The sequence below is a fragment of the Gordonia sp. NPDC003585 genome (assembly GCF_040610755.1).
In the GTDB taxonomy this organism is placed as follows: domain Bacteria; phylum Actinomycetota; class Actinomycetes; order Mycobacteriales; family Mycobacteriaceae; genus Gordonia.
In genome coordinates this window covers 21,628-42,468 of record NZ_JBEXMX010000047.1, presented here as the reverse complement: position 1 = coordinate 42,468, position 20,841 = coordinate 21,628, and the positions used below count along the sequence as shown (strand labels likewise).

18 protein-coding genes and 1 tRNA gene are annotated in these 20,841 nt (G+C 66.5%); 12 read left to right on the top strand and 7 right to left on the bottom strand.

What is annotated here, in order from left to right; genetic code table 11:
- On the bottom strand, positions 1 to 591 hold a 591-nt coding region (locus ABZW74_RS14565), incomplete at its 3' end, for a maleylpyruvate isomerase family mycothiol-dependent enzyme (protein ID WP_355277038.1).
- Between the two features lie 113 nt (positions 592 to 704).
- Here ABZW74_RS14565 and ABZW74_RS14560 point away from each other — a divergent pair.
- The 3 genes from ABZW74_RS14560 to ABZW74_RS14550 all read left to right on the top strand — a co-directional run bounded on the left by ABZW74_RS14560 (position 705) and on the right by ABZW74_RS14550 (position 3,529).
- Positions 705 to 2,351 carry a serine/threonine-protein kinase gene (locus ABZW74_RS14560; RefSeq protein ID WP_355277035.1) on the top strand — a complete coding sequence of 549 codons (1,647 nt, stop codon included), beginning with the start codon at positions 705 to 707 and terminating at the stop codon, positions 2,349 to 2,351.
- Between the two features lie 56 nt (positions 2,352 to 2,407).
- Positions 2,408 to 3,382 carry a YafY family protein gene (locus ABZW74_RS14555; protein ID WP_355277032.1) on the top strand — a complete coding sequence of 325 codons (975 nt, stop codon included), beginning with the start codon at positions 2,408 to 2,410 and terminating at the stop codon, positions 3,380 to 3,382.
- Positions 3,383 to 3,457: 75 nt separating this feature from the next.
- Positions 3,458 to 3,529 (top strand) — tRNA-Val (locus ABZW74_RS14550).
- A gap of 75 nt (positions 3,530 to 3,604) precedes the next feature.
- On the opposite strand, the gene ABZW74_RS14545 is transcribed toward ABZW74_RS14550, so the two are convergent.
- Entirely contained in the window at positions 3,605 to 4,507 is a 903-nt protein-coding gene (locus ABZW74_RS14545) for an oxygenase MpaB family protein (protein ID WP_355277045.1), read from the bottom strand.
- A gap of 357 nt (positions 4,508 to 4,864) precedes the next feature.
- Here ABZW74_RS14545 and ABZW74_RS14540 point away from each other — a divergent pair, with 357 nt between their 5' ends.
- The gene (locus ABZW74_RS14540) at positions 4,865 to 5,590 is read left to right on the top strand and encodes an SGNH/GDSL hydrolase family protein (protein ID WP_240862294.1); all 726 of its coding nucleotides are present in this window, start codon (positions 4,865 to 4,867) and stop codon (positions 5,588 to 5,590) included.
- A 157-nt stretch (positions 5,591 to 5,747) separates the two neighbouring features.
- Entirely contained in the window at positions 5,748 to 8,393 is a 2,646-nt protein-coding gene (locus ABZW74_RS14535) for an acyltransferase family protein (protein WP_355277030.1), read from the top strand.
- Between the two features lie 50 nt (positions 8,394 to 8,443).
- Here the strand turns inward: ABZW74_RS14535 and ABZW74_RS14530 are convergent, their stop codons facing one another.
- Positions 8,444 to 9,415: a helix-turn-helix domain-containing protein gene (locus tag ABZW74_RS14530; RefSeq protein WP_240862269.1), complete on the bottom strand. Its 972-nt coding sequence runs from the start codon at positions 9,413 to 9,415 to the stop codon at positions 8,444 to 8,446.
- Positions 9,416 to 9,497: 82 nt separating this feature from the next.
- Here ABZW74_RS14530 and ABZW74_RS14525 point away from each other — a divergent pair, with 82 nt between their 5' ends.
- On the top strand, positions 9,498 to 9,716 hold the full coding sequence (locus tag ABZW74_RS14525; protein ID WP_240862267.1) for a hypothetical protein: 219 nt from the start codon (positions 9,498 to 9,500) through the stop codon (positions 9,714 to 9,716).
- Positions 9,717 to 9,732: 16 nt separating this feature from the next.
- On the opposite strand, the gene ABZW74_RS14520 is transcribed toward ABZW74_RS14525, so the two are convergent.
- From ABZW74_RS14520 to ABZW74_RS14510, 3 genes are all read right to left on the bottom strand, one after another.
- The gene (locus ABZW74_RS14520) at positions 9,733 to 10,215 is read right to left on the bottom strand and encodes a peroxiredoxin (protein ID WP_240862264.1); all 483 of its coding nucleotides are present in this window, start codon (positions 10,213 to 10,215) and stop codon (positions 9,733 to 9,735) included.
- Positions 10,212 to 10,646: a DUF3052 domain-containing protein gene (locus ABZW74_RS14515; RefSeq protein ID WP_240862262.1), complete on the bottom strand. Its 435-nt coding sequence runs from the start codon at positions 10,644 to 10,646 to the stop codon at positions 10,212 to 10,214. Before ABZW74_RS14515 ends, ABZW74_RS14520 begins: the two co-directional genes overlap by 4 nt.
- A gap of 139 nt (positions 10,647 to 10,785) precedes the next feature.
- Positions 10,786 to 11,382, bottom strand: a complete 597-nt coding sequence (locus ABZW74_RS14510) for a hypothetical protein (RefSeq protein WP_240862260.1) — start codon at positions 11,380 to 11,382, stop codon at positions 10,786 to 10,788.
- 220 nt (positions 11,383 to 11,602) lie between these two features.
- Between ABZW74_RS14510 and aceE the strand changes: the two genes are divergently transcribed.
- From aceE to ABZW74_RS14480, 6 genes are all read left to right on the top strand, one after another.
- Positions 11,603 to 14,437 (top strand): pyruvate dehydrogenase (acetyl-transferring), homodimeric type, encoded by a 2,835-nt coding sequence (gene aceE / locus ABZW74_RS14505; protein ID WP_240862258.1) that lies wholly within the window; start codon positions 11,603 to 11,605, stop codon positions 14,435 to 14,437.
- 58 nt (positions 14,438 to 14,495) lie between these two features.
- Positions 14,496 to 15,767 (top strand): helix-turn-helix domain-containing protein, encoded by a 1,272-nt coding sequence (locus ABZW74_RS14500; protein ID WP_240862255.1) that lies wholly within the window; start codon positions 14,496 to 14,498, stop codon positions 15,765 to 15,767.
- A 195-nt stretch (positions 15,768 to 15,962) separates the two neighbouring features.
- Positions 15,963 to 16,871 carry an ACP S-malonyltransferase gene (locus ABZW74_RS14495; protein WP_240862253.1) on the top strand — a complete coding sequence of 303 codons (909 nt, stop codon included), beginning with the start codon at positions 15,963 to 15,965 and terminating at the stop codon, positions 16,869 to 16,871.
- Between the two features lie 134 nt (positions 16,872 to 17,005).
- A complete protein-coding gene (gene acpM / locus ABZW74_RS14490; protein WP_240862251.1) occupies positions 17,006 to 17,311 on the top strand; it encodes a meromycolate extension acyl carrier protein AcpM in 306 nt (101 codons plus the stop codon).
- Positions 17,308 to 18,579: a KasA/KasB family beta-ketoacyl-ACP synthase gene (locus ABZW74_RS14485; RefSeq protein ID WP_308221091.1), complete on the top strand. Its 1,272-nt coding sequence runs from the start codon at positions 17,308 to 17,310 to the stop codon at positions 18,577 to 18,579. Before acpM ends, ABZW74_RS14485 begins: the two co-directional genes overlap by 4 nt.
- 40 nt (positions 18,580 to 18,619) lie before the next feature.
- A complete protein-coding gene (locus tag ABZW74_RS14480; RefSeq protein WP_240862249.1) occupies positions 18,620 to 20,071 on the top strand; it encodes a carboxyl transferase domain-containing protein in 1,452 nt (483 codons plus the stop codon).
- A gap of 203 nt (positions 20,072 to 20,274) precedes the next feature.
- Here ABZW74_RS14480 and ABZW74_RS14475 read toward each other — a convergent pair whose 3' ends face one another.
- Entirely contained in the window at positions 20,275 to 20,793 is a 519-nt protein-coding gene (locus ABZW74_RS14475) for a DUF3145 domain-containing protein (protein ID WP_240862248.1), read from the bottom strand.
- Positions 20,794 to 20,841 lie beyond the last annotated feature (48 nt).

The following is a 20,841-nucleotide window of genomic DNA, read 5'->3' as shown; positions in this document are numbered from 1 at the left end:
CCGAACCAGGACCGAGGTGCCCGCGGGCGCACCTGCGCGTTTGCCGACCACGAACGGCAGCGAGGCCGCGATCTCGGCGATCGCCCACTGCGCAGCGCCGGTATCGGCCGGTGACGCGACGCCGATGCCGTCGCTCAGGTCGATCTCGTGCATCCAGCAGTCGAAGATGCGAATCCGCATGAACCGGCCGTAGGTGTCGGGACCGGCAGGGGTCATCGACGCGGCATCGAAGTCGTTCTGGCCCATCGCCGCAAGGGCCTCGGTGCGCAGGGCGACGATCTCGTCGAACGCTGCGAGCACATCTGCGCGTGGCTGCCCGCGAAAATGCTCGACCCACTTCTCATTCAGTTCACCGATCGGATTGCGCACGTGCGCAAGCGCACTCACGTCCACTGCCGCGACATCACGCCCGGCGAGCAGGCTCTCGGTCCCGATGATGTGGGCCACGATGTCGGCGTTGGTCCAGCCCGGGAGCACAGATGGCACGCCCCACTGATCGGCGTCCATGGTCTCGGCGAGGCCGCGGATACCCGCCCAGGCGGCCACGAGGCCTTCGGTCACCGGGCCGATGGGCAGGATCGTCGTCGCCATCCGAACTCCTCACATGTGGGCTGTGCTTTCACCGTATCGGGCGGACATGGACGCATCGGTGCGATCGGCTGCAACGGTCGCGACCGTCGGCGTCGAGCCACTACGCTGATCACGTGAAGGAGGATCGATCCGGTTCTGTGTTGGGGCATTACAAGATCGACGCCCTGCTCGGACGCGGCGGTATGGGCGAGGTCTACCGCGCCACCGACACCCGCAAGGGCAGGGTGGTCGCGCTCAAACTGCTGCGCGAATCCGTCGCCGACGACCCCGCATTCCGGGATCGCTTCCTCCGTGAATCCCGGGTTGCCGCCTCGCTGAACGACCCGCACGTGATCCCGATTCATGACTGGGGCGAGATCGAGGGTCTGCTCTACATCGACATGCGACTGGTCGACGGCCACGATCTGCGGGCGTTGCTCGACGCAACAGGTCCCCTCGCGCCCAGTCGTGCGCTATCGATCCTGAGCCAGATCGCCGACGCCCTCGACACCGCGCATCGGGGCGGGTTGATCCACCGTGATGTCAAACCCGACAACATCCTCATCGACCGTCGCGATTTCGCTTACCTGGTGGATTTCGGTCTGGCGCAGGCAGACACGGACACCCGGATGACGAGCGCCGGGACCGCCATCGGATCGTTCGGCTACATGGCACCCGAGCGGTTCGGCGACTCCCCACTGGGTGCGCCGGCGGACATCTACGCACTCGGATGTGTGCTCTACGAATGTCTCGCCGGAGCGCACCCGTTCGCGAGCGCGACGACCGTCGAGCAACTCATCGCCGCCCACCTCGCCAAGCAGCCGCCCAGCTTGTCGTCGCCGCTGGACTCGGTGATCGCCCGCGCCATGGCCAAGGATCCGGCGCAGCGATACCTGAGCGCAGGGGACATGATCGACGACGCCCGGGCCTTACAGACTGCCACCGGCATCAAGACCTTGACGCCGCGCGTCGCTCCCCCGACGGTCACCCCTTCAGCGCCTCCGACGATGCCGCCCGCCTACCTCTCGACGGCCGCGCGCCCGGTGTCGCCTCCCCCGCCCACCGGGGGTCAACCGACGTTGCGGGCGTCCGCGGATCGCTTCTCCGGACCGCATCCCAACCCGCAGTATCCGAATCCGCAGTATCCGAATCCGCCGTATCCGAGCTACCCGGCTCCAGAGAAGTCACGGTCGATCGCGGTCCCGGCGGCGCTCACCGCGATCGTCGTGCTGGTGATCGCGATCGGCGCCGTCGGGTGGGTGCTTTTCACGTCGGGTTCCGACGACTCGAAGAACGCGGCCGACGTATCGCGGGAGCCGCAGACCGTGACCGTCGAACGCGCGACACCGCAGGTGACCGAGACAACAGCCGAAACGACGGTCGAGACGACGGCCGGACAGACCCCGCCGTTCGTGCCGACGACGACCCAGCCGACCACCCCGCAGCGGGGTGCCGGCGATCTCGGCCTGGCCACCCCGATCTCCCGCCCGGCCTGCGACGGCACCGGGATCGTTGTCGTCGCGAACGCCGTCACACCGGGGCAGTACGCGTCCGAGGTCCAGGGCTACCTGAATTCGTATCCGGGCTTCAGCTACCTGCGCACCGACCAGTCCTGTCCGTCACTGCGGCAGAATCTCAACGGCAATCCAATCTACGCCGTGTACAAAGTCGCGGGTACAACGCTGCGCGAGATCTGCGCCCTGCGCAGCCAGATCGGCGGCGACGCCTACGGCAAGTGGCTGGACACCACCTCCAACCCGACGTCGTACATCACCTGCTGATCCGCTCTTGTCAATGCGGTCAGAAGTTGTCCGCAACATGCGGCAGCATGTGAACCATGCTGGAAACGTCGGCTCGTCTTCTCGCCCTGCTGTCACTGCTGCAGATGCGGCGTGAGTGGTCGGGCAACGAGCTCGCCGACCGTCTGAACATCACCACCCGGACCGTCCGCCGCGACGTCGACAAGCTGCGTGAACTGGGGTATCCGGTCGATGCGACGGTCGGCGTCGGGGGTGGTTATCGCCTGGGCGCCGGTGCCGAGATGCCGCCCCTGCTGCTCGATGACCAGGAAGTGCTCGCGGTCGCGCTCGGGCTCGACGCGGTGACCACCGGGCCGGTCGCCGACATGGCCGAGGCGTCCGCCGGGGCGCTCACCAAACTGCGGCAGGTGATGCCGTCGCGACTACGCCACCGTCTCGACGCGCTGCGGGTCGAGGCCGTGCCCCGCGAGCAGCCGCACAGCGCCGTCTCCGCGGACACGCTGACCGAAATAGCGACGACGTGCCATCGCCTCGAGCGTCTGCGCTTCGACTACCGACGCCGCAACGGCGAGGAAAGCCGCCGCGAGGTGGAGCCCTATCGTCTGGTGCGCAACGGATACCGCTGGTATCTGGTGGCGTGGGATCTGGCCCGGGAGGATTGGCGTTCGTTCCGGGTCGACCGGATGACGCTCAAGACACCGACCGGTCCGCGATTCACGCCGCGAGAGTTGCCCGACGACAGCGCCGCCGCCTACCTGGCCCGCAATCTCGGTGCCGTGTATCGCCAGGCCACCGCACGCGTTCGGATCCACGCGCCCATGGAGACGGTCACCGCGATGGTCGACGACTCCTGGGGCGTCATCGAAGCCGGGGACGACCACAGTTGCGAGCTGATCGTGTTCAGCACGTCGCTCACCTCGATCGCGCGCTGGCTGCGCGCGTTCGACGCGGATTTCACCATCATCGAGCCCGACGAGCTACGCGCCGAATGCGCCGAGGTCGCCGCCTACCACGAACGCGCGGCGCAACGGTACCGGCGAGCCGTCGGCTGACGCCTACTAACGGTTTTGCCGTCCCGGCAGGTGAGCCGCTACATTCGTTTGTTGGCGCGCCCAGCAGGCGCCCGAGCGCGTATAGCTCAGCGGTAGAGCTCTGGTCTTACACACCAGCGGTCAGGGGTTCGAATCCCTTTGCGCGCACCGTTACACCCTTGCCGACCTCCGGCCGGAGTGCTCCCACTGACGTGTGAAAAGAGATATACGCGGGCGCACCGTCTACACGGGACAGCCCGATCGCCCCTCTGGGACGGCGAAGGATTCCAAGCCGTACTTGCGGTGCGCCCTCACCAGCTTCTCGTACTCGAGCCGGTTGCGAGCGAGTGGCAGTAGCAGGACACGGTCCGGAAGTACCTTCCAGGACAACTGCAGGAACGCACAAATGATGGCGAACTCGACGTCGTGGTGCGGTCGCAGGCGGAACCCGGTGAGCTTCTGCACGCCCGGATGCATTGCCTTGGAACAGGAGACAACAATGGCGCGGCCAACCACCGGGCGCAATGCATACCAGAGGGGCCGCATCACCACCCGTTCCAGGGGCTTCATGCCCAAGGTGGGCATCGGCAGTCGGGTGAGCCCGGCAAACTGCTCCACCAGGAAAGGTGTCGATGCCAGCTTGGTCTCGACCATCTCCTCGTAGTACGAATCGGCGTCGGCGAGCGTCGGCGGCAACTTTCCCGCAGCGCTCGGCAACTCCAGGTCCATGAACACCTCGCGCAGCATCTGATAGCCGACTTCGCGCTCGGCGGCATTCATCCGGATGCCGGTGCAGAACTCGAAAGTGTTGAGCGACAGCATCATCCCGCTGACCGCGATCCACTTCCAGTTCTCCGGTTTCAGGGCGCTGTACCGGACATCGCGATATGCGCCCCGACCACGGCCACGAACTGCCTTGTGTTGCTCCTTGAGCCACCGAGCCTCGGCAGCGCGGTCGGCCGGGTCGCCCCATGTTGCGAGCATCGCCGACAGACTCCCACGAAAGCCACGATCACTGAAGTTCTCGGCAAACCTGCCCGAGCGGTCGACCGCCGCAGCAACCTCGGGCAAGGCAACCTGATCGAAGGCCACGCCACCGAAGAGTCCCCCAAGCGCACTCCCGGTGTGCCTCCGGAATTCTTTCATGACGTCGGCGCGCACCTCTGCGCTGTCCGAACTCGCTACCGGTGCCACCCCGACGTTTGTCGCCACGAAAGCCGCCCCTTGCCTCGCTCGATTGACGCTTGATAGACGCAATGAGTGAATTCTCATCACCCATCGAGGGGCGTCGAGGTTGCACTTCCGCGACGTCCGCTTGACCCAATCGTTGTGCTCTTCGGATTGCCAGCACTGTTACAGGTGTTGTTTAGTGGGGTCATTGTGACTAACAGACGCCCACGCCCCGCCCGCACGCTGGTTAGACGTGCGGGCCTCGTCGCTGCGGTCGCTGCAGCGCTGACCGCTTTCGGCACGGCCGGTGCCCACGCCGCCCCGAACCCCGACATCAAAACCCCAGACGCCAACAGCTCCGTCGACCTGCTCGGCCAGCTCACGCAACTCCCGATCATCCGCGACCTCCTACCGAAGCCGGGTACCGGCAACGGCCGCACCGGATGCGATCGAGTGATCCAGATCGGCGATTCGACCTCGGTCGGCGTCGATGACGCCGCACGCGTGCCGACTCCCGGCGATCGCCTCACCGCGCAGTACCAGCGAGTGGGCGCACGCACGGTGACGCTCGACGCACTCGGCGGGCGCTCCATCGTGGAACGCGTGAACGGCGAACCGAATGCTGCCGACGCCACTGCGGCGCACCTCGCCAAAGGCGAACGCGGCTGCTGGGTCATCGCGATGGGGGTCAACGACGCGGCGAACATCGCGGTGGGCAGCCGGGTCAACGCCGATCAACGCATCGACCGGATCATGACTCAACTTCGCGGACAACCTGTCCTGTGGCCGACGGTCTCCACCACGCCGGCGGCAAGCAACAAGGCGTACAACGCCGCCGCCATGCGCGGCTTCAACGACGCGCTGCGACGAGCGACCTCGAGGTACCCCAACCTCGCCGTCTACGACTGGGCAGCACACGCCAACGCCAACCTCTTCTCCGACGGCATCCACTACACCGCGGCCGGGACCGCCCAACGCAACGCTCGATTCGCCGACGCGCTTGCCACCGCATATCCCAACCCGTCTCCGACGACGCCGCGGATGAACTGGATCGCCTGACCGCTCGCTCCTGCCCCCAACTATTCGACCGACCGGGGGACGCGGAACTGAAGTCGGCCCGTATACACTCGCAAGCTGACTCCACTGGTTCGTTCGACGCTGCCGTCGACGATTCCAGGCTTGTTTCCCATCCCCCACCGAGGTTGAGCCACAACCAATGCCACGTCCCGCCCACGCGGGGACGACCTACCTGCCAGCGCTGGACGGACTCCGTGCGCTGGCAGTTGCCTTCGTCGTCCTCTATCACCTTCATGTGCCCGGGTTCACCGGTGGGCTTCTCGGCGTCGGTGTCTTCTTCACGCTCAGCGGCTACCTGATCACGTCGCTGCTGCTGCGTTCGCGCGAACGCACCGGCGGGTTCGAGCTGAACAAGTTCTGGCTCTCCCGCGCGCGCCGTCTGTTGCCGGCACTGATCCTGGTGCTCGTGACGTCGCTCGCCGCAGCGGCCATCGCTCGACCGGCAAAGCTCGGCGAGTACTCACAGCAAGCATTGAGCGCGTCGTTCTATGTCAACAACTGGCACAACATCGCCGTCTCCGACGACTACTTCAACCGCTTTCTCGGCCCGGGGCCGTTCGATCATCTGTGGTCGCTGTCGATCGAGGAACAGTTCTACATCGTGTGGCCGCTGCTCCTTCTGGGACTGATACTGCTCTTGCGGCGCCGGGTCTTCGTGACGGTGGCGATCATCGGACTCGCACTGATTTCGTTCCTTCTGCTCGACGCCGTCGCGCACGCAGGAATCGACAACACGCGCGCCTACGAAGGCACCGACACCCGCGCCGGCGGCCTTCTTCTCGGTGCGGCGCTTGCGTTTTGGTGGCCGGCCCGCCCACGGACGGTGACACACAACCAGCGCTGCGTGATCGACGTGATCGCCCTGATCGGACTGGCGACGATCGTGCACCTGGTCCGCGCCACCCCAGACGGCGCGATGTCGCTCTACAGCAGTGGCATCGCCGTTCTCACGATCGCGACCTGCGCGGTCCTGGTCGCCACCGTCGTCCCCGAGACCCTCGTCGCCAGCGCGCTGGGAATCGCCCCGCTGCGATGGATCGGCGAACGGTCCTACGGCATCTACCTGTGGCACATGCCTGTGATCGCCTTCCTGCCGGCCAACGTCCGAGTCGGGCATCCGGTCGCCGCGGGCACCCTCGTCATTCTGGCCACTCTGTTGCTGTCCTGGGCCTCGTGGCGCTACGTCGAAGATCCCATCCGCCGTCACGGCCTGCGCGCCGCCTTCAGTACCCAACCGATTGCGAGGAAGCCCATGGGCCAGCAGCTGGTACAGAAGCTGATCGACCTGCTCACCCGCCTGCTCGGTGTGCTGACGGGGCTGGCCACCCGGCTGGAAGCGCGCGGCGAGAAGAGCCCGAGGCCTGACGCCGTCGAATCCCCGGTGCCAGTACTCGACTCCGACGCGCATGCCCCCGACGCTGACTCGCCCGACACCGACGCCCCCGACGCTGACCGGACAGACGAGCCGATCGAGGTGGAGATCGCCCTCGACGAGACCGTCGCACATGCGCCCGACGATGGACCCAAGTACGACACGCCCGAGCCGGTTGAGTGTGAGGACGCCGAAGGCTCCGACGGTGAACTTGCCGAGGACGCACCGGTCAGCGAGCCTGCTGACGCGGTTGTCCTCAACGAGACTGCCGACGACACCGTCGACGAATCCGACTCCGAGGTCCGCGTCATCGAGACGGCAGCGGTCGACGCCGATACCGATACCGGTACCGACAGTGCCGAACCGGACGGCGAGATCGCGGCGTCCGCCGACCCCGCACCTGACACCGACCCCGCTCCGGAGACCGACCCCGCACCTGACACCGTCAGGGCCCTCACCGACGGACGCGAACTGGAGACGGTCCCCGCAGGTCCGCCCGAGTCGCAACGACTGTTTGACCGGGTGCCGCGATTGGCGGTCTCGCTGGTTGTGGTGACAGCGCTGGCGGTCGGGACGCTGGTTGCCATCAGCGCTATCAAGGCGTCTGCGCCCGACGACGGGGGCGCGGACCCGGCACTGGCCACCGAGCTCGCTCCAACGTCACCCGCCGTCCGATACGGCCCGACGATCCCCGTTGTCGACCGGCGCACCAGGTGCCGAACGGTCATCCACATCGGCGACTCCACCTCGATCGGCATGAACAGCATCGACACCCTCCCGCGGGCGTCCGAGCGGATCACCGGCCGCTACCAGCAGGTCGGGGCGCGGACGGTCATCACCGACATCGTCGGCGCACGGTCGAGCCTGGAGACGGTCAACGGCGAACCCAACGCGGCCACCGCGATTGCCGGGCATCTTGCTCGTGGGGAACGCGGATGCTGGGTGATGGCGATGGGCATCAACGACACCGCCAACATCGAGGTCGGCGGCCCGGGTCCGCTCAGCATGCGCATCGACCGACTCCTCGGGCCACTGAAGGATCAGCCCGTCATGTGGCCGACGGTGATCACCAGCAGCCTCAACGAGAATCCGGCCTACAACAACGCAGCGATGCGCCGATTCAACCGCGCACTGGTGAAGGCCTGCGAGCGGTACCCCAACCTGCGCATCTACGACTGGGCCGCCGAGACCAAACCGTCGTGGTTCATCGACGGCATCCACTACACCGCACCGGGATACGTCGAACGCGCCTACCGGTTCTCGATCGCGCTCGCGACCGTCTTCCCCGCCACCGACTTCCCGCCGGCGACGTGCCTGCTGCGGTCGTCGGACGTGGTTGCGGCCCCCAAGCCTGTCCCGCCGCCGGCCGCGGCCCCGCCGAACCGGCTCGCCATCGGAACTCCGACGCCCTGACGCGAGTCGGCAACCGGCGTTGCCTTGAATCTGCGTCGGCGTGAGTCCCATCATTGCGACACGGGGACGTCGCTCGCACACGCGAACCGACGCCGATAGGCCAGCGGCGCGACGCCGACTGCCGAGGCGAAGTGATGCCGAAGAAGCGTTGCCGACGCGAACCCGACGAGCCTCGCCACCTCCTCGATGGGCAGGTCGGTCTGTTCGAGCAGCCCCTTGGAAGCCAGCACGCGTTGTTCGGTGAGCCACCGGCGCGGTGCGACGCCCACCTCGTCGACGAATCGCCGAGCAAAGGTCCGCCCCGACATGTGCATCCGGGCCGCCAGATCGTCGACGGTGAGATCGCGGTCGAGGTGTTCGACCATCCACTCCAGCAATTCCCCGAACCCGGCGTCGGCGCAGGTCGGCATCGGCATGTCGACGAACTGTCGCTGGCCGCCGTCGCGGTGCGGTGGCACCACCATGCGCCGAGCGATTCGGTTGACCACCGCCGGACCCCACGACTCGCGCACGAGATGGAGTGCGGCATCGATCCCGGCGGCCGTGCCCGCGCTGGTGGTGATCGGACCGTCGTCGACGAACAGGACATCGGTGTCCACCCGCGCCTGTGGGTACATGCGTCCCAGCTTCGCGCCGTAGCGCCAATGCGTCGTACACCGCCGACCGTCGAGCAGGCCGGCCGCGCCGGCGACGAAGGCGCCCGAACACACGGTGAGCACACGTCCTCCGTTGTCGACCACCGTGCGCAACGTCTCGAGGATCTCGCTCGGGTAATCGCCTGAGGTACTGCCACCGGGAATCGCCACCAGGTCGACGTCGCGGCAGTCCTCGAGCGAGTGCGGTGCCGCGATCGTCACCCCGTTTCCCACATTCAGCGCTGCGCCGGGTTCGGGCGACGCGACGCGGAAGTCGAACGCAGGCACACCGTCGTCGGTGCGGTCGAGGCCGAAGACCTCACTGAGCACGCCGAACTCAAAGAGCGCGACGTCTCCGAACAGGAGTACTCCGATGGATCGCAACACACACCCAGTGTGGCAGATTCTTTGCGAACAATGTCTTTCCCGCCTCTGTTGGCAGGAACTTTATGCGCGCATGATTTCTTCCATGACCGCACTCACCATCGTTCTCGCCATCGCCATCGTGCTACCGATCGCCGTAATCGTGTACCGCACGCACCGCCGGGTCGACGACCCGAGGCCGATCCCACTGGGATATCTCGTCGACTGGGCAACCCGCGCCCAAACACGTCGCTACGGACCCGACACCGACCGCATCATCGCCGAACTCGACATCCTCGCCCGGTCCGATCGCACTCGGAACTGAACCACTGGGGCGTGTCTCAGCCCAGCGCGGTGAATGCCTTGTCCCACAACGCTTGTTCGCGCACCTCACCGGGGCCGACCACGTCGGAGAACACGATGTCACCGTCCGGTCCGACGAGGAAGGTGCCGCGGTTGGCGATCCCCCGCTCGGCGTCGAACACCCCGTAGGCCTGTGCGACCGCACCGTGCGGCCAGAAGTCCGACAGGATCGGGAACAGAAATCCCTGCGCCGACGACCAGACCTTGTGCGTGGGTGATGCCCCGACCGATACCGCGACCGTTGTGAGCGCGTCGTTGTCGAACTGCGGCAGGTTGTCGCGGATGTGGCCGAGTTCGCCCTGACAGGTTCCGGTGAACGCCAGCGGGAAGAACACGACCAGCACCGAGCCGTCTGCGCGGAGTCGTTCCAGCGACACGACCTGATGATTCTGGTCGCGCAATTCGAAATCGGGCGCGCGGGTACCGACGGGCAACGGCCCTGTCGGTGACGCGTCGTTCATGCGCGCTTTCCGGGGCGGGCCTTGGGCTGAACGAGCCGGGACCCCGACCACTCACCCAGGTTCACCACCGACGTCTGCGTCAATCCGGCAGTCGTCGCGGCCTCGGCGATCTCGCTCGGATCGACATAGCCCGTGTTCCCGGTCTTCGGTGAGACCACCCACACGAACCCGTCGTCGGCCAGCGGCGAGATCACATCCATCAACTCGTCGACAAGATCGCCGTCATCGTCGCGCCACCAGAGGAGGACCATGTCGATGACGTCGTCGGCGTCATCGTCGAGCATTTCGGCTCCGATGGCGTCTTCGATGTCTGCACGCAGGTCGTCGTCGGTGTCCTCGTCCCAACCCAGCTCCTGCACAACCATGCCGGATTCCAGACCGAGTTTGTCGGCCCTACTACCCCCCGAGCTACCGTCTGTGGCGGCTACCACCGCGCGAAACCTCCTACAAGTGCCAATGTGGTGCTGGACGAACTTAGAGAACAGCCTAGGGCATGTCTTTCAGTTCCACTGGGAGGCATGAACGGATTCGTTTTGTTGCACTCCCCCGGCCACTGCGTCGAGCGGGCGCTCACCCGGGCGTCGCCGACGGACGCGGTGTCGCGGACGTGGCCGCGGGCATGGGTACGTACGGTGCACAGGCATCGAGGAGGCGCTGCTTGTCGCCGGTCCAGCCGCTCGCGATCGGGTTGAGTGCGACCAACAATTCGCGACGGATGCCGTCCTCCAACCGCCCACTCGACGCCAGGAACGCCCGGGCCGGAGCAGCGACGTCTGCCGGGGTCACGCCGGTGATGTGCGGACGAATCTGATCGGCACCGGCGATGAGGCTTGCACGGGCCTTGTTGTCCAGATCGCCCACCGCCGGGTAGTTGTGCGCCTGGTTCAACCGACCGACGAAGGTGTTGTAACCCCGCACCATCACCACCATCGCGGCCATCGCCTCACGACACAGCTCGACACCGGCCGTCTTCGCCTTCGACTGACGCGCCGCGGTCACCTCGGACCGGTAGGCGGCAACCTCGCCCGGCGCCGCCACGCCGTGTCCGGGCAGCGTCGTCGCGCACGACGACAGCACGAGAGCACCTGCGGCGAGACCCACGAACAGCGCCACCAGACGAGTCGCCGACGCCGCGGCGAAACGTCTCCGCGCCGGTCCGCCCCACATGCTCAACTCCTTACGCGTCAGTAATAAGGACCAAACGCTACCGCACCCATGACGCGCGAGATGGCCAACACCGCCGCACCCGGTGCCAAGCGACCTCACATGGGGCACGATGTGAGAGGGACACCGCAGTTCTCACCATCTCCGAGGAAGCGGCGCCCATGTCATCGGACGCCGGACCTCCACCCGTTGGCCCGGCCGAGTCGAGGGAGTAGGCAACACAGTGACCCATGAGGCACCGACCGAACAGGCAAGCGCGAGCGGAAGCGACACATCTACAGGGAGCGACGGCACCGTCGATCCCTCGCGGAATGGTCACTCCAATCGCGTCCGCGTCATCCGTGAAGGAGTCGCGTCGTACCTGCCCGACATCGATCCAGAGGAGACCGGCGAGTGGCTGGAATCCTTCGATCAGCTGATCGATCACGCCGGACCATCCCGAGCGCGCTATCTCATGCTGCGGCTGCTGGAACGGGCCGGTGAGAAGCAGGTCTCCATCCCGTCGCTGACCTCGACCGACTACGTCAACACGATCACCACCGAACGCGAGCCCTGGTTCCCGGGCGACGAGGCGGTCGAACGCCGGTTCCGCCGCATCCTGCGCTGGAACGCCGCGATCATGGTGCACCGTGCGCAACGACCCGGCGTCGGCGTCGGCGGCCACATCTCGACCTACGCGTCCTCGGCCACCCTCTACGAGGTCGGCTTCAACCACTTCTTCCGCGGCCTCGACCACTCCGGCGGCGGCGACCAGATCTTCATCCAGGGCCATGCCGCGCCGGGAATCTACGCACGTGCCTTCCTCGAGGGCCGCATCGACGAGGCCCGCATGGACGGCTTCCGCCAGGAACACAGCCACGCCGGCGAGGGTGGCGGCCTGCCGTCGTATCCGCACCCCCGACTGATGCCCGAGTTCTGGCAGTTCCCGACAGTCTCGATGGGTCTGGGACCGATGAACGCCATCTACCAGGCCCGGTTCAACCACTACCTGCACGATCGGGGCATCAAGGACACCTCCGACCAGCACGTGTGGGCGTTCCTCGGCGACGGCGAGATGGACGAAACGGAGTCGCGCGGATTCGCGAGCTTCGCCGCCACCGAGGGTCTCGACAACCTCACCTTCGTCGTCAACTGCAACCTGCAGCGACTCGACGGCCCGGTCCGTGGCAACGGCAAGATCATCCAGGAGCTCGAATCGTTCTTCCGCGGCGCCGGCTGGAACGTCATCAAGGTCATCTGGGGCCGCGAGTGGGACAAGCTGTTCTACGCCGACCACGAGGGCGCGCTGGTCAACCTGATGAACACCACGCCCGACGGCGATTTCCAGACCTACCGCGCCAACGACGGCGGTTTCATCCGCGACCACTTCTTCGCCCGCGACCCGCGGACCAAGGAACTCGTGAAGAACATGTCCGACGCCGACATCTGGGAGATGAAGCGCGGCGGACACGACTACCGCAAGGTCTACGCCGCCTACGCGGCAGCGATGGCCCACAAGGGGCAGCCGACCGTCATCCTCGCGCACACCATCAAGGGCTATCTGCTCGGCAGTCACTTCGAGGGACGCAACGCGACCCACCAGATGAAGAAGCTGACCCTCGACGATCTCAAGGCCTTCCGCGACAACAACCGGATCCCGATCACCGACGAGCAGCTCGAAAAGGACCCCTACCTTCCGCCGTATTACAACCCCGGGCCCGAGTCGGCGGAGATCCAGTACATGCTCGACCGCCGCAAGGCGCTCGGCGGATCGCTGCCGGAACGGCGGACCAAGGCGAAGGCACTGAAGCCCGACGTCAGCCAGGCGCTCAAGACGAGCGGCAAGGGATCCGGCAAGCAGCAGGTGGCCACCACCATGGCGCTGGTCCGCATCTTCAAGGACCTGTTGCGCGACAAGGAGATCGGCAAGCGCATCGTCCCGATCATCCCGGACGAGGCCCGCACCTTCGGCATGGACTCATGGTTCCCGAGCCTCAAGATCTACAACCGCAACGGGCAGCTGTACACGGCCGTCGACGCCGAGCTGATGCTCGCCTACAAGGAGAGCTCGGAAGGGCAGATCCTGCACGAGGGCATCAACGAGGCCGGATCGGCGGCGTCGTTCACCGCCGTCGGCACGTCGTACTCCACGCACGGCGAACCGATGATCCCGCTCTACATCTTCTATTCGATGTTCGGTTTCCAGCGGACCGGCGACAGCTTCTGGGCCGCCGCCGACCAGATGGCCCGCGGTTTCGTCATCGGCGCGACAGCCGGACGCACGACGCTCACCGGTGAGGGACTGCAGCACGCCGACGGGCACTCACCGCTTCTCGCGGCGACCAACCCGGCGGTGGTGGCCTACGACCCCGCGTTCGCCTTCGAACTCGGCCACATCATCGCCGACGGTCTCAAGCGCATGTACGGCGAGAATCCGGAGAACATCTACTACTACCTGACCGTCTACAACGAGCCGTTCAGCCAGCCCCCGCAGCCGGAGAATCTGGACGTGGCCGGCGTCCTCAAGGGCATCTACCGCTTCGCCGACGCGCCGGAGGGCAAGGAACACCCGGCCAGCATCCTGGTGTCCGGGATCACCATGCCCGATGCCCTGCGCGCCCAGGAGATCCTCGCCGAGGAGTGGAATGTCGGCGCCAACGTCTACTCGGTGACGTCGTGGAGCGAACTCGCCCGCGACGGCATCCGGGCCGATCGGGCCGCGGTGCGCGAACCGTCGACCGACGGCGGCCGCGCGTACCTGACCGAGGTTCTCGGCGAGGTTCCCGGTCCGTTCGTCGCGGTCAGCGATTACATGCGCGGCGTGCAGGAACAGATCCGCGCCTACGTGCCGGGCACCTACCTCACCCTGGGCACCGACGGGTTCGGCTTCTCCGACACCCGACCGGCCGCGCGGCGATTCTTCAACGTCGACGCGCAGTCGATCGTCGTCGGCGTTCTGGTCGCACTCGCCCGCGACGGGCACATTCCGATGACCGTCGCACGCGAGGCGGCGGACAAGTACAAGATCACCGACGTCTCGGCGGCCGAGGTCTCGTTCGCGGATACCGGGAGCGCCTGAGCAGACCGGACCGTCGAGCACGGTCTCGACCACCTCCACCGACCACTACATTGGAGTGGTGTCGGACGCACGGATCAACCAGCAGCCCCCGAGCATCGACGTGTTCGGGGAGCGTGGTGCACACGTGCCTGCGCCGGCCACTGTGCACGACGCCCTGCCGGACACACTGCTGCGCCGGGTGAAGCAGTACAGCGGCCGTCTCGCCACCGAGGCGGTTCACTCGATGCAGGATCAGCTGCCGTACTTCGGCGACCTCGACGCCGCGCAGCGGGCCAGTGTGCAACTGGTGGTGCAGACCGCGGTCGTCAACTTCGTCGAGTGGATTCAGGACCCCGAGGGCAACGTCAAGTTCACCGTCCAGGCATTCCAGGTGGTGCCGCAGGATCTGGCCCGACGCATCACGCTGCTGCAGACGGTCGAGATGGTGCGGGTCGCGATGGAGTTCTTCGAGAAGTGGTTGCCGCTTCTCGCCCGCAACGACGCGCAGCTCCGAGCGCTCACCGAGTCGGTCCTGCGCTACGGCCGCGAGATCGGTTTCGCCGCGGCCTCGATCTATGCGTCGGCGGCGGAATCACGTGGCGCGTGGGACTCGCGCCTGGAGGCACTCGTCGTCGACGCCGTGGTCCGCGGCGACACGGGGCCGCAGCTGCTCTCCCGAGCCGCAGCCTTGAACTGGGATTCCGACGCCCCCGCTACGGTCATCGTCGGCGCGCCACCGCCCGAGCAGAACGTGTCGGTCCCCCTCGCGATCCACAACACCGCACGTGCACACGACCGGTCGGCGCTGTCGGTGGTGCAAGGCTCGCTGCTGGTGGCCATCGTCAGCGGCCCGATCAAACCGACCGAGAAGTTCACGACCGCCCTGCTCGGCCATTTCGCCGACGGTCCGGTGGTGATCGGTCCCACCATGCCGAACCTGGGAAGTGCGCACGCGAGCGCCACCGAGGCCATGTCCGGAATCACCGCCGTGGTCGGGTGGCCGAACGCACCACGACCGGTGCACAGCCTCGAACTTCTCCCCGAACGCGCTCTGAACGGGGATGACTCCGCGATGGCCGCATTGAGCGAATCCCTCGTCCGACCGCTGGAGAAGGGTGGGGCCACGCTGAACTCCACTTTGGAGGCATACCTCGACTCGGGCGGTTCGGTCGAGTCGTGCGCCCGTGTTCTGTATATCCATCCAAATACGGTTCGTTACAGACTGAAGAAAATTTCAGAAATCACAGGACGTGATCCAACTAACCCGCGCGACGCGTACGTACTGAGGATCGCAGCGACTGTGGGTCGACTGACACACTTCCGACACGAATCGCCTACACAAGCAACATAGGAAACATCCGTAACACGGCCATTTCGACGTTTCCGCAGTTAGAGCGCCCGAAGACACGGTTGGGTAACGAATCTCAGTGTGATGACGAACCAGGTGACGCCAAGGTGAAGTTTGTAGGAACCCCACAAAAGTGCTCGACAAGGTTCATGCTTCTCTACACCCACATATGTCGTTCAAACGGTGTTCTCTGGTCACGTGCTAACGATGCTTGCCCCCGGACAGGGTTCCCAGACGCCCGGCATGCTCACGCCGTGGCTGGATCTTCCTGGCGCGCGTGATCAACTTGCGACCTGGTCGAAGCTGACCCGCCTCGATCTGGAACGCCTCGGCACCTCCGCGACCGCGGAGGAAATCACCGACACCGCAGTCACCCAGCCGCTCGTCGTCGCCTCGGCGCTCCTGGCCTTCGACGAGGTGCGCAAGGGTGGCGAACTCCCCGACGACGCGGTCGTGGCCGGCCATTCGGTCGGCGAACTCGCCGCGGCCGCCATCACCGGAGTCATCAGCTCCGACGAGGCTGTGACCCTCGCCGCCGTCCGCGGCGCCGAGATGGCCCGGGCCTGCGCACTGGAACCGACCACGATGGCCGCCGTTCTCGGTGGTGACGAAGCGCAGGTGCTGGCACGTCTCGCCGAACTCGACCTCGTACCGGCCAACCGCAATGCCGCCGGGCAGATCGTCGCCGCCGGCGCCGAATCGGCGATCGACGAACTCATCGCCGCTCCGCCGGAAAAGGCGCGCATCCGTAAGCTCGCCGTCGCCGGTGCATTCCACACCCGCTACATGGCGCCGGCCCAGGAGGCTGTCGCCGAGGCGGCTGCGCGGATCACCCCGGCCGACCCCAACCGCACCCTGCTGTCGAATTCCGACGGTCAGCCGGTCGCGAACGGCGCGGACGCACTGACGAAGCTCGTCGCCCAGGTGACCAGCCCGGTCCGCTGGGACCTGTGCTCGGCCTACCTCCGCGACAACGCCGCGAACGCAATCGTCGAACTCCCGCCGGCCGGCACGCTGGTCGGCATCGCGAAGCGCGAGCTCAAGGGCACCCCCGCGGTCGCCCTCAAGGCGCCCGCCGACATCGCGAAGATCACCGAACTTGGATAGCGGTCACGGCTTAGTTGCCTGACCCCCGGAAGATCGGCAGTGTGCCGGTTGTCCAAGCGCCCGTGGGCGAATGCTGCCCTCGTCGCGCTCCGGAGCGAGTAATCACCCAAGAGAATCAAGAAGGGAACCACACAGTGGCTGCCACCCAGGAACAACTCATTGCCGGCATCGCCGAAATCATCGAGGAAGTCACCGGCATCGAGCCGTCCGAGGTGACCTTGGAGAAGTCGTTCGTCGACGACCTCGACATCGACTCGCTGTCGATGGTGGAGATCGCCGTGCAGACCGAGGACAAGTACGGCGTGAAGATCCCCGACGAGGATCTCGCCGGCCTGCGCACCGTCGGTGACGCGGTTGCCTACATCCAGAAGCTCGAAGCCGAGAACCCCGAGGCCGCAGCTGCCATCGCCGCCCAGGTCGAGGCAGACAAGAACTCGTGAGCTCCCCCTCCCTCCGCGAATATTCGACGCTGGGCGGGAACTTCCCGAGCGTGGTGGTCACCTCCATGGTGGCCACCACCTCGCTGGGCGAAGACCTCGACTCCACGTGGAAGGGTCTTCTCGCCGGCGAGTCCGGCATCCGGCTGCTGACCGACGACTTCGTCACCCAGTACGGCGAACTGCCGTGCCGTATCGGCGGGCGGATGCTCAAGGACCCCGCCGAGGAGGTCACCCGCATCGAGGCGCGTCGTATGGCCTATGTCGAGCGCGTGTCGCACGTCATGAGCAAGCGTCTCTGGGCGCACGCCGGTGAGCCCGAGGTCGATCCCGAGCGTCTCGCTGTCGTGATCGGTACCGGTCAGGGCGGCGGTGACGCGATGGTCGACAACGTCAAGGCGATCGAGCAGTCCGGCAACTACCGCAAGGTCTCCCCGCTGGCCGTCTCGATGGCGATGCCCAACGGTCCGGCCGCGGTTGCCGGCCTCAATGTCGGCGCGCGCGCCGGAGTGATCACCCCTGTCTCGGCATGCTCTTCGGGCGCCGAGGCGATCGCACACGCGTGGCGTCACATCGTCATGGGTGACGCCGACATGGTCGTCGCCGGTGGCGTCGAAGGTCATATCGATGCGATTCCGATCGCGGCCTTCTCGATGATGCGGGCGATGAGCACACGCAACGACGATCCTGCGGGCGCCTCCCGGCCGTTCGACAAGGACCGTGACGGATTCGTGTTCGGCGAGGCCGCCGCGATGCTGATCCTCGAGCGTGAAGAGCACGCCAAGGCGCGCGGCGCTCACATCCACGCCCGCGTTCTCGGTGCGGGCATCACGTCCGACGGTTTCCACCTGGTTGCCCCCGACCCCAGCGGTCAGGGCAACGCGCGGGCCATGGCCCGCGCCATCCAGACCGCAGGTCTGAGCAAGACCGACATCACCCATATCAATGCCCACGCCACGGCGACACCCATCGGTGACACCGCCGAGGCCGTCGGCATCGTGTCGGCGGTCGGCCAGCACGCTGCGGTCTATGCACCCAAGTCGGCACTCGGACACTCCATCGGCGCAGTCGGGGCGCTGGAGTCGGTGCTGACCATCAAGAGCGTCGAAGAAGGGGTCATCCCTCCCACGCTCAACTTGGAGAACCAGGATCCGGAGTGCGACATCGATGTCGTCCACGGCGAGCCCCGCTATGGACAGATCGACTACGCGATCAACAACTCCTTCGGATTCGGTGGGCACAACGTGGCGATCGCCTTCGGTCGTTACTGAATCCGCCAACACACCCCCGACACCCTGCAGGAGACCGCGAATGACGACCTTGGCTCCGATCAGCGGCCATGAAGAAGCTGCCGACCCCCGCGACCCGTTGCTGCGGTTGACCAACTTCTTCGACGAAGGCTCGATGTCGTTGCTGCACTCGCGCGACAAATCGGGCGTTCAGGCGGCGATCGGCCTCGTCAACGGCGTTCGTACCGTCTCCTACTGCACCGATGGCACCGTCATGGGCGGTGCCATGGGTGTCGTGGGGTGTGCCCACATCGTCAACGCCATCGACACCGCCATCACCGAACAGGCGCCGGTCATCGGCATCTGGCATTCGGGCGGTGCTCGACTGGCCGAGGGCGTCGAAGCTCTCCACGCGGTCGGCCAGGTCTTCGAGGCGATGGTCCGCGCGTCGGGCTACATCCCGCAGATCTCCGTCGTCGTCGGTTTCGCCGCAGGCGGCGCCGCCTACGGTCCGGCACTCACCGACGTGGTGATCATGGCTCCGGCCGGCCGGGTGTTCGTGACCGGCCCCGACGTCGTCCGCAGCGTCACCGGCGAAGACGTCGACATGGAATCGCTCGGCGGGCCCCTCACCCACGGCAAGAAGTCCGGCGTGTGCCACATCGTCGCCGACTCCGAGCCCGACGCGTTCTGGCGCGCACGGCGTCTCGTGTCGACCTTCAGCCGACAGGGCCACTTCAACCGCGAGCAGGCGCAGGCCGGTGACACCGACCTCAAAGCCCTTCTCCCCGAGTCCAATCGACGCGCTTACGATGTGCACCCCATCGTCGAGCAGCTGCTCGACACCCAGCTCGCCGCCGACGGCGAAACCGAGATCTCCAGTTTCGAAGAGCTGCAAGCCCGTTGGGCCCCGAACATCGTGACCGGATTCGGCCGGCTCGCCGGCCGCAGCGTCGGCGTGATCGCCAACAACCCGCTCCGCATGGGCGGCTGCCTCAACTCCGAGAGCGCCGAGAAGGCGTCCCGATTCGTCCGCCTCTGCGACGCGTTCGGTGTTCCCCTCGTGGTCATCACCGACGTCCCCGGTTACCTGCCCGGTGTCGGCCAGGAATGGAACGGCGTCGTTCGACGCGGTGCAAAACTGTTGCACGCCTTCGCCGAATGCACCGTTCCGCGGGTCACCCTGGTCACCCGCAAGATCTACGGCGGCGCCTACATCGCGATGAACTCGCGTGCCCTCGGCGCCACCGCCGTCTACGCCTGGCCCGGCTCCGAGGTCGCCGTCATGGGCGCCAAGGCAGCCGTCGGCATCCTGCACAAGAAAGCCCTCGCCGCCGCACCCGACGACGAGCGAGAGGCCCTGCACGAGCGTCTCGCAGCCGAGCATGAGGCCATCGCGGGCGGCGTGGGACGCGCTCAGTCGATCGGCGTGGTCGACGAGATCATCGATCCGGCCAAGACCCGCAGCATCATCGCCGAGGCCCTCGCGGCCGCACCGGCACGACGCGGGCGGCACAAGAACATTCCGCTGTAGGCTGCCTGCCACCACTGCCTGAGGTGTGAACCACCACTGCCTGAGGTGTGAACCACCACTGCCTGAGGTGTGAACCACCGCTCCCTGAGGTGCGAGCTTGCGAGCCTCCACCGCTCCCTGAGGTGCGAGCTTGCGAGCCTCCACCGCTCCCTGAGGTGCGAGCTTGCGAGCCTCGAAGGGCAGCGCCCGCCCGCTGACGAAATTCAGCCGACCCGTTGCTGTAGCCAGGTGACCTCGGCGCCCGCACCGCCCATGCGATACGGCTCCAGCGCCTCGTCCCACGCGGTTCCGAGAGCGGCTTCCACTTCACCGGCGAGGCCGGCGCTGTCGGGCTGCGCCTCGATCATCGTCCGCAGCTGCATCTCCCCGATCACCACGTCGCCGTTCGCGCTCGTCGAACCGCGCCACAGACCAAGACCCGGTACGTAGCTGAAGCGTTCGCCGTCGACGCCGTCGCTGGCGTTCTCGGTGACCTCGAAACGCAGCGCCGACCACTCGCGCAGCGCAGTGACCAAGCGGGCCGCGGTACCCACCGGGCCTGCCCAGTCCACCGTCGCGCGCTGCAATCCGCGGTCGGCCTCTTGCGCGGACCACTTGAGGTTGGCCCGCGCATTCAGGGTCGACGACAGAGCCCACTCCACATGCGGGCACAGCGCCACCGGCGCCGAGTGGATGTACACCACTCCAGTCGTCATGTCCGCAAACTGGTTCAGATTGCGCACCGTCTTCACCTCCGGTTGTCGACGAGGAACGTCTTCCCCAACACACCT

Bases quoted from the DNA above. Each gene is read 5' to 3' on its own strand.
- ABZW74_RS14535 (WP_355277030.1), top strand. From the start codon at position 5,748: ATGCCACGTCCCGCCCACGCGGGGACGACCTACCTGCCAGCGCTGGAC.
- ABZW74_RS14545 (WP_355277045.1), bottom strand. From the start codon at position 4,507: ATGAAAGAATTCCGGAGGCACACCGGGAGTGCGCTTGGGGGACTCTTC.
- ABZW74_RS14525 (WP_240862267.1), top strand. From the start codon at position 9,498: ATGACCGCACTCACCATCGTTCTCGCCATCGCCATCGTGCTACCGATC.
- ABZW74_RS14510 (WP_240862260.1), bottom strand. From the start codon at position 11,382: ATGTGGGGCGGACCGGCGCGGAGACGTTTCGCCGCGGCGTCGGCGACT.
- ABZW74_RS14555 (WP_355277032.1), top strand. From the start codon at position 2,408: ATGCTGGAAACGTCGGCTCGTCTTCTCGCCCTGCTGTCACTGCTGCAG.
- ABZW74_RS14520 (WP_240862264.1), bottom strand. From the start codon at position 10,215: ATGAACGACGCGTCACCGACAGGGCCGTTGCCCGTCGGTACCCGCGCG.
- ABZW74_RS14480 (WP_240862249.1), top strand. From the start codon at position 18,620: ATGACGACCTTGGCTCCGATCAGCGGCCATGAAGAAGCTGCCGACCCC.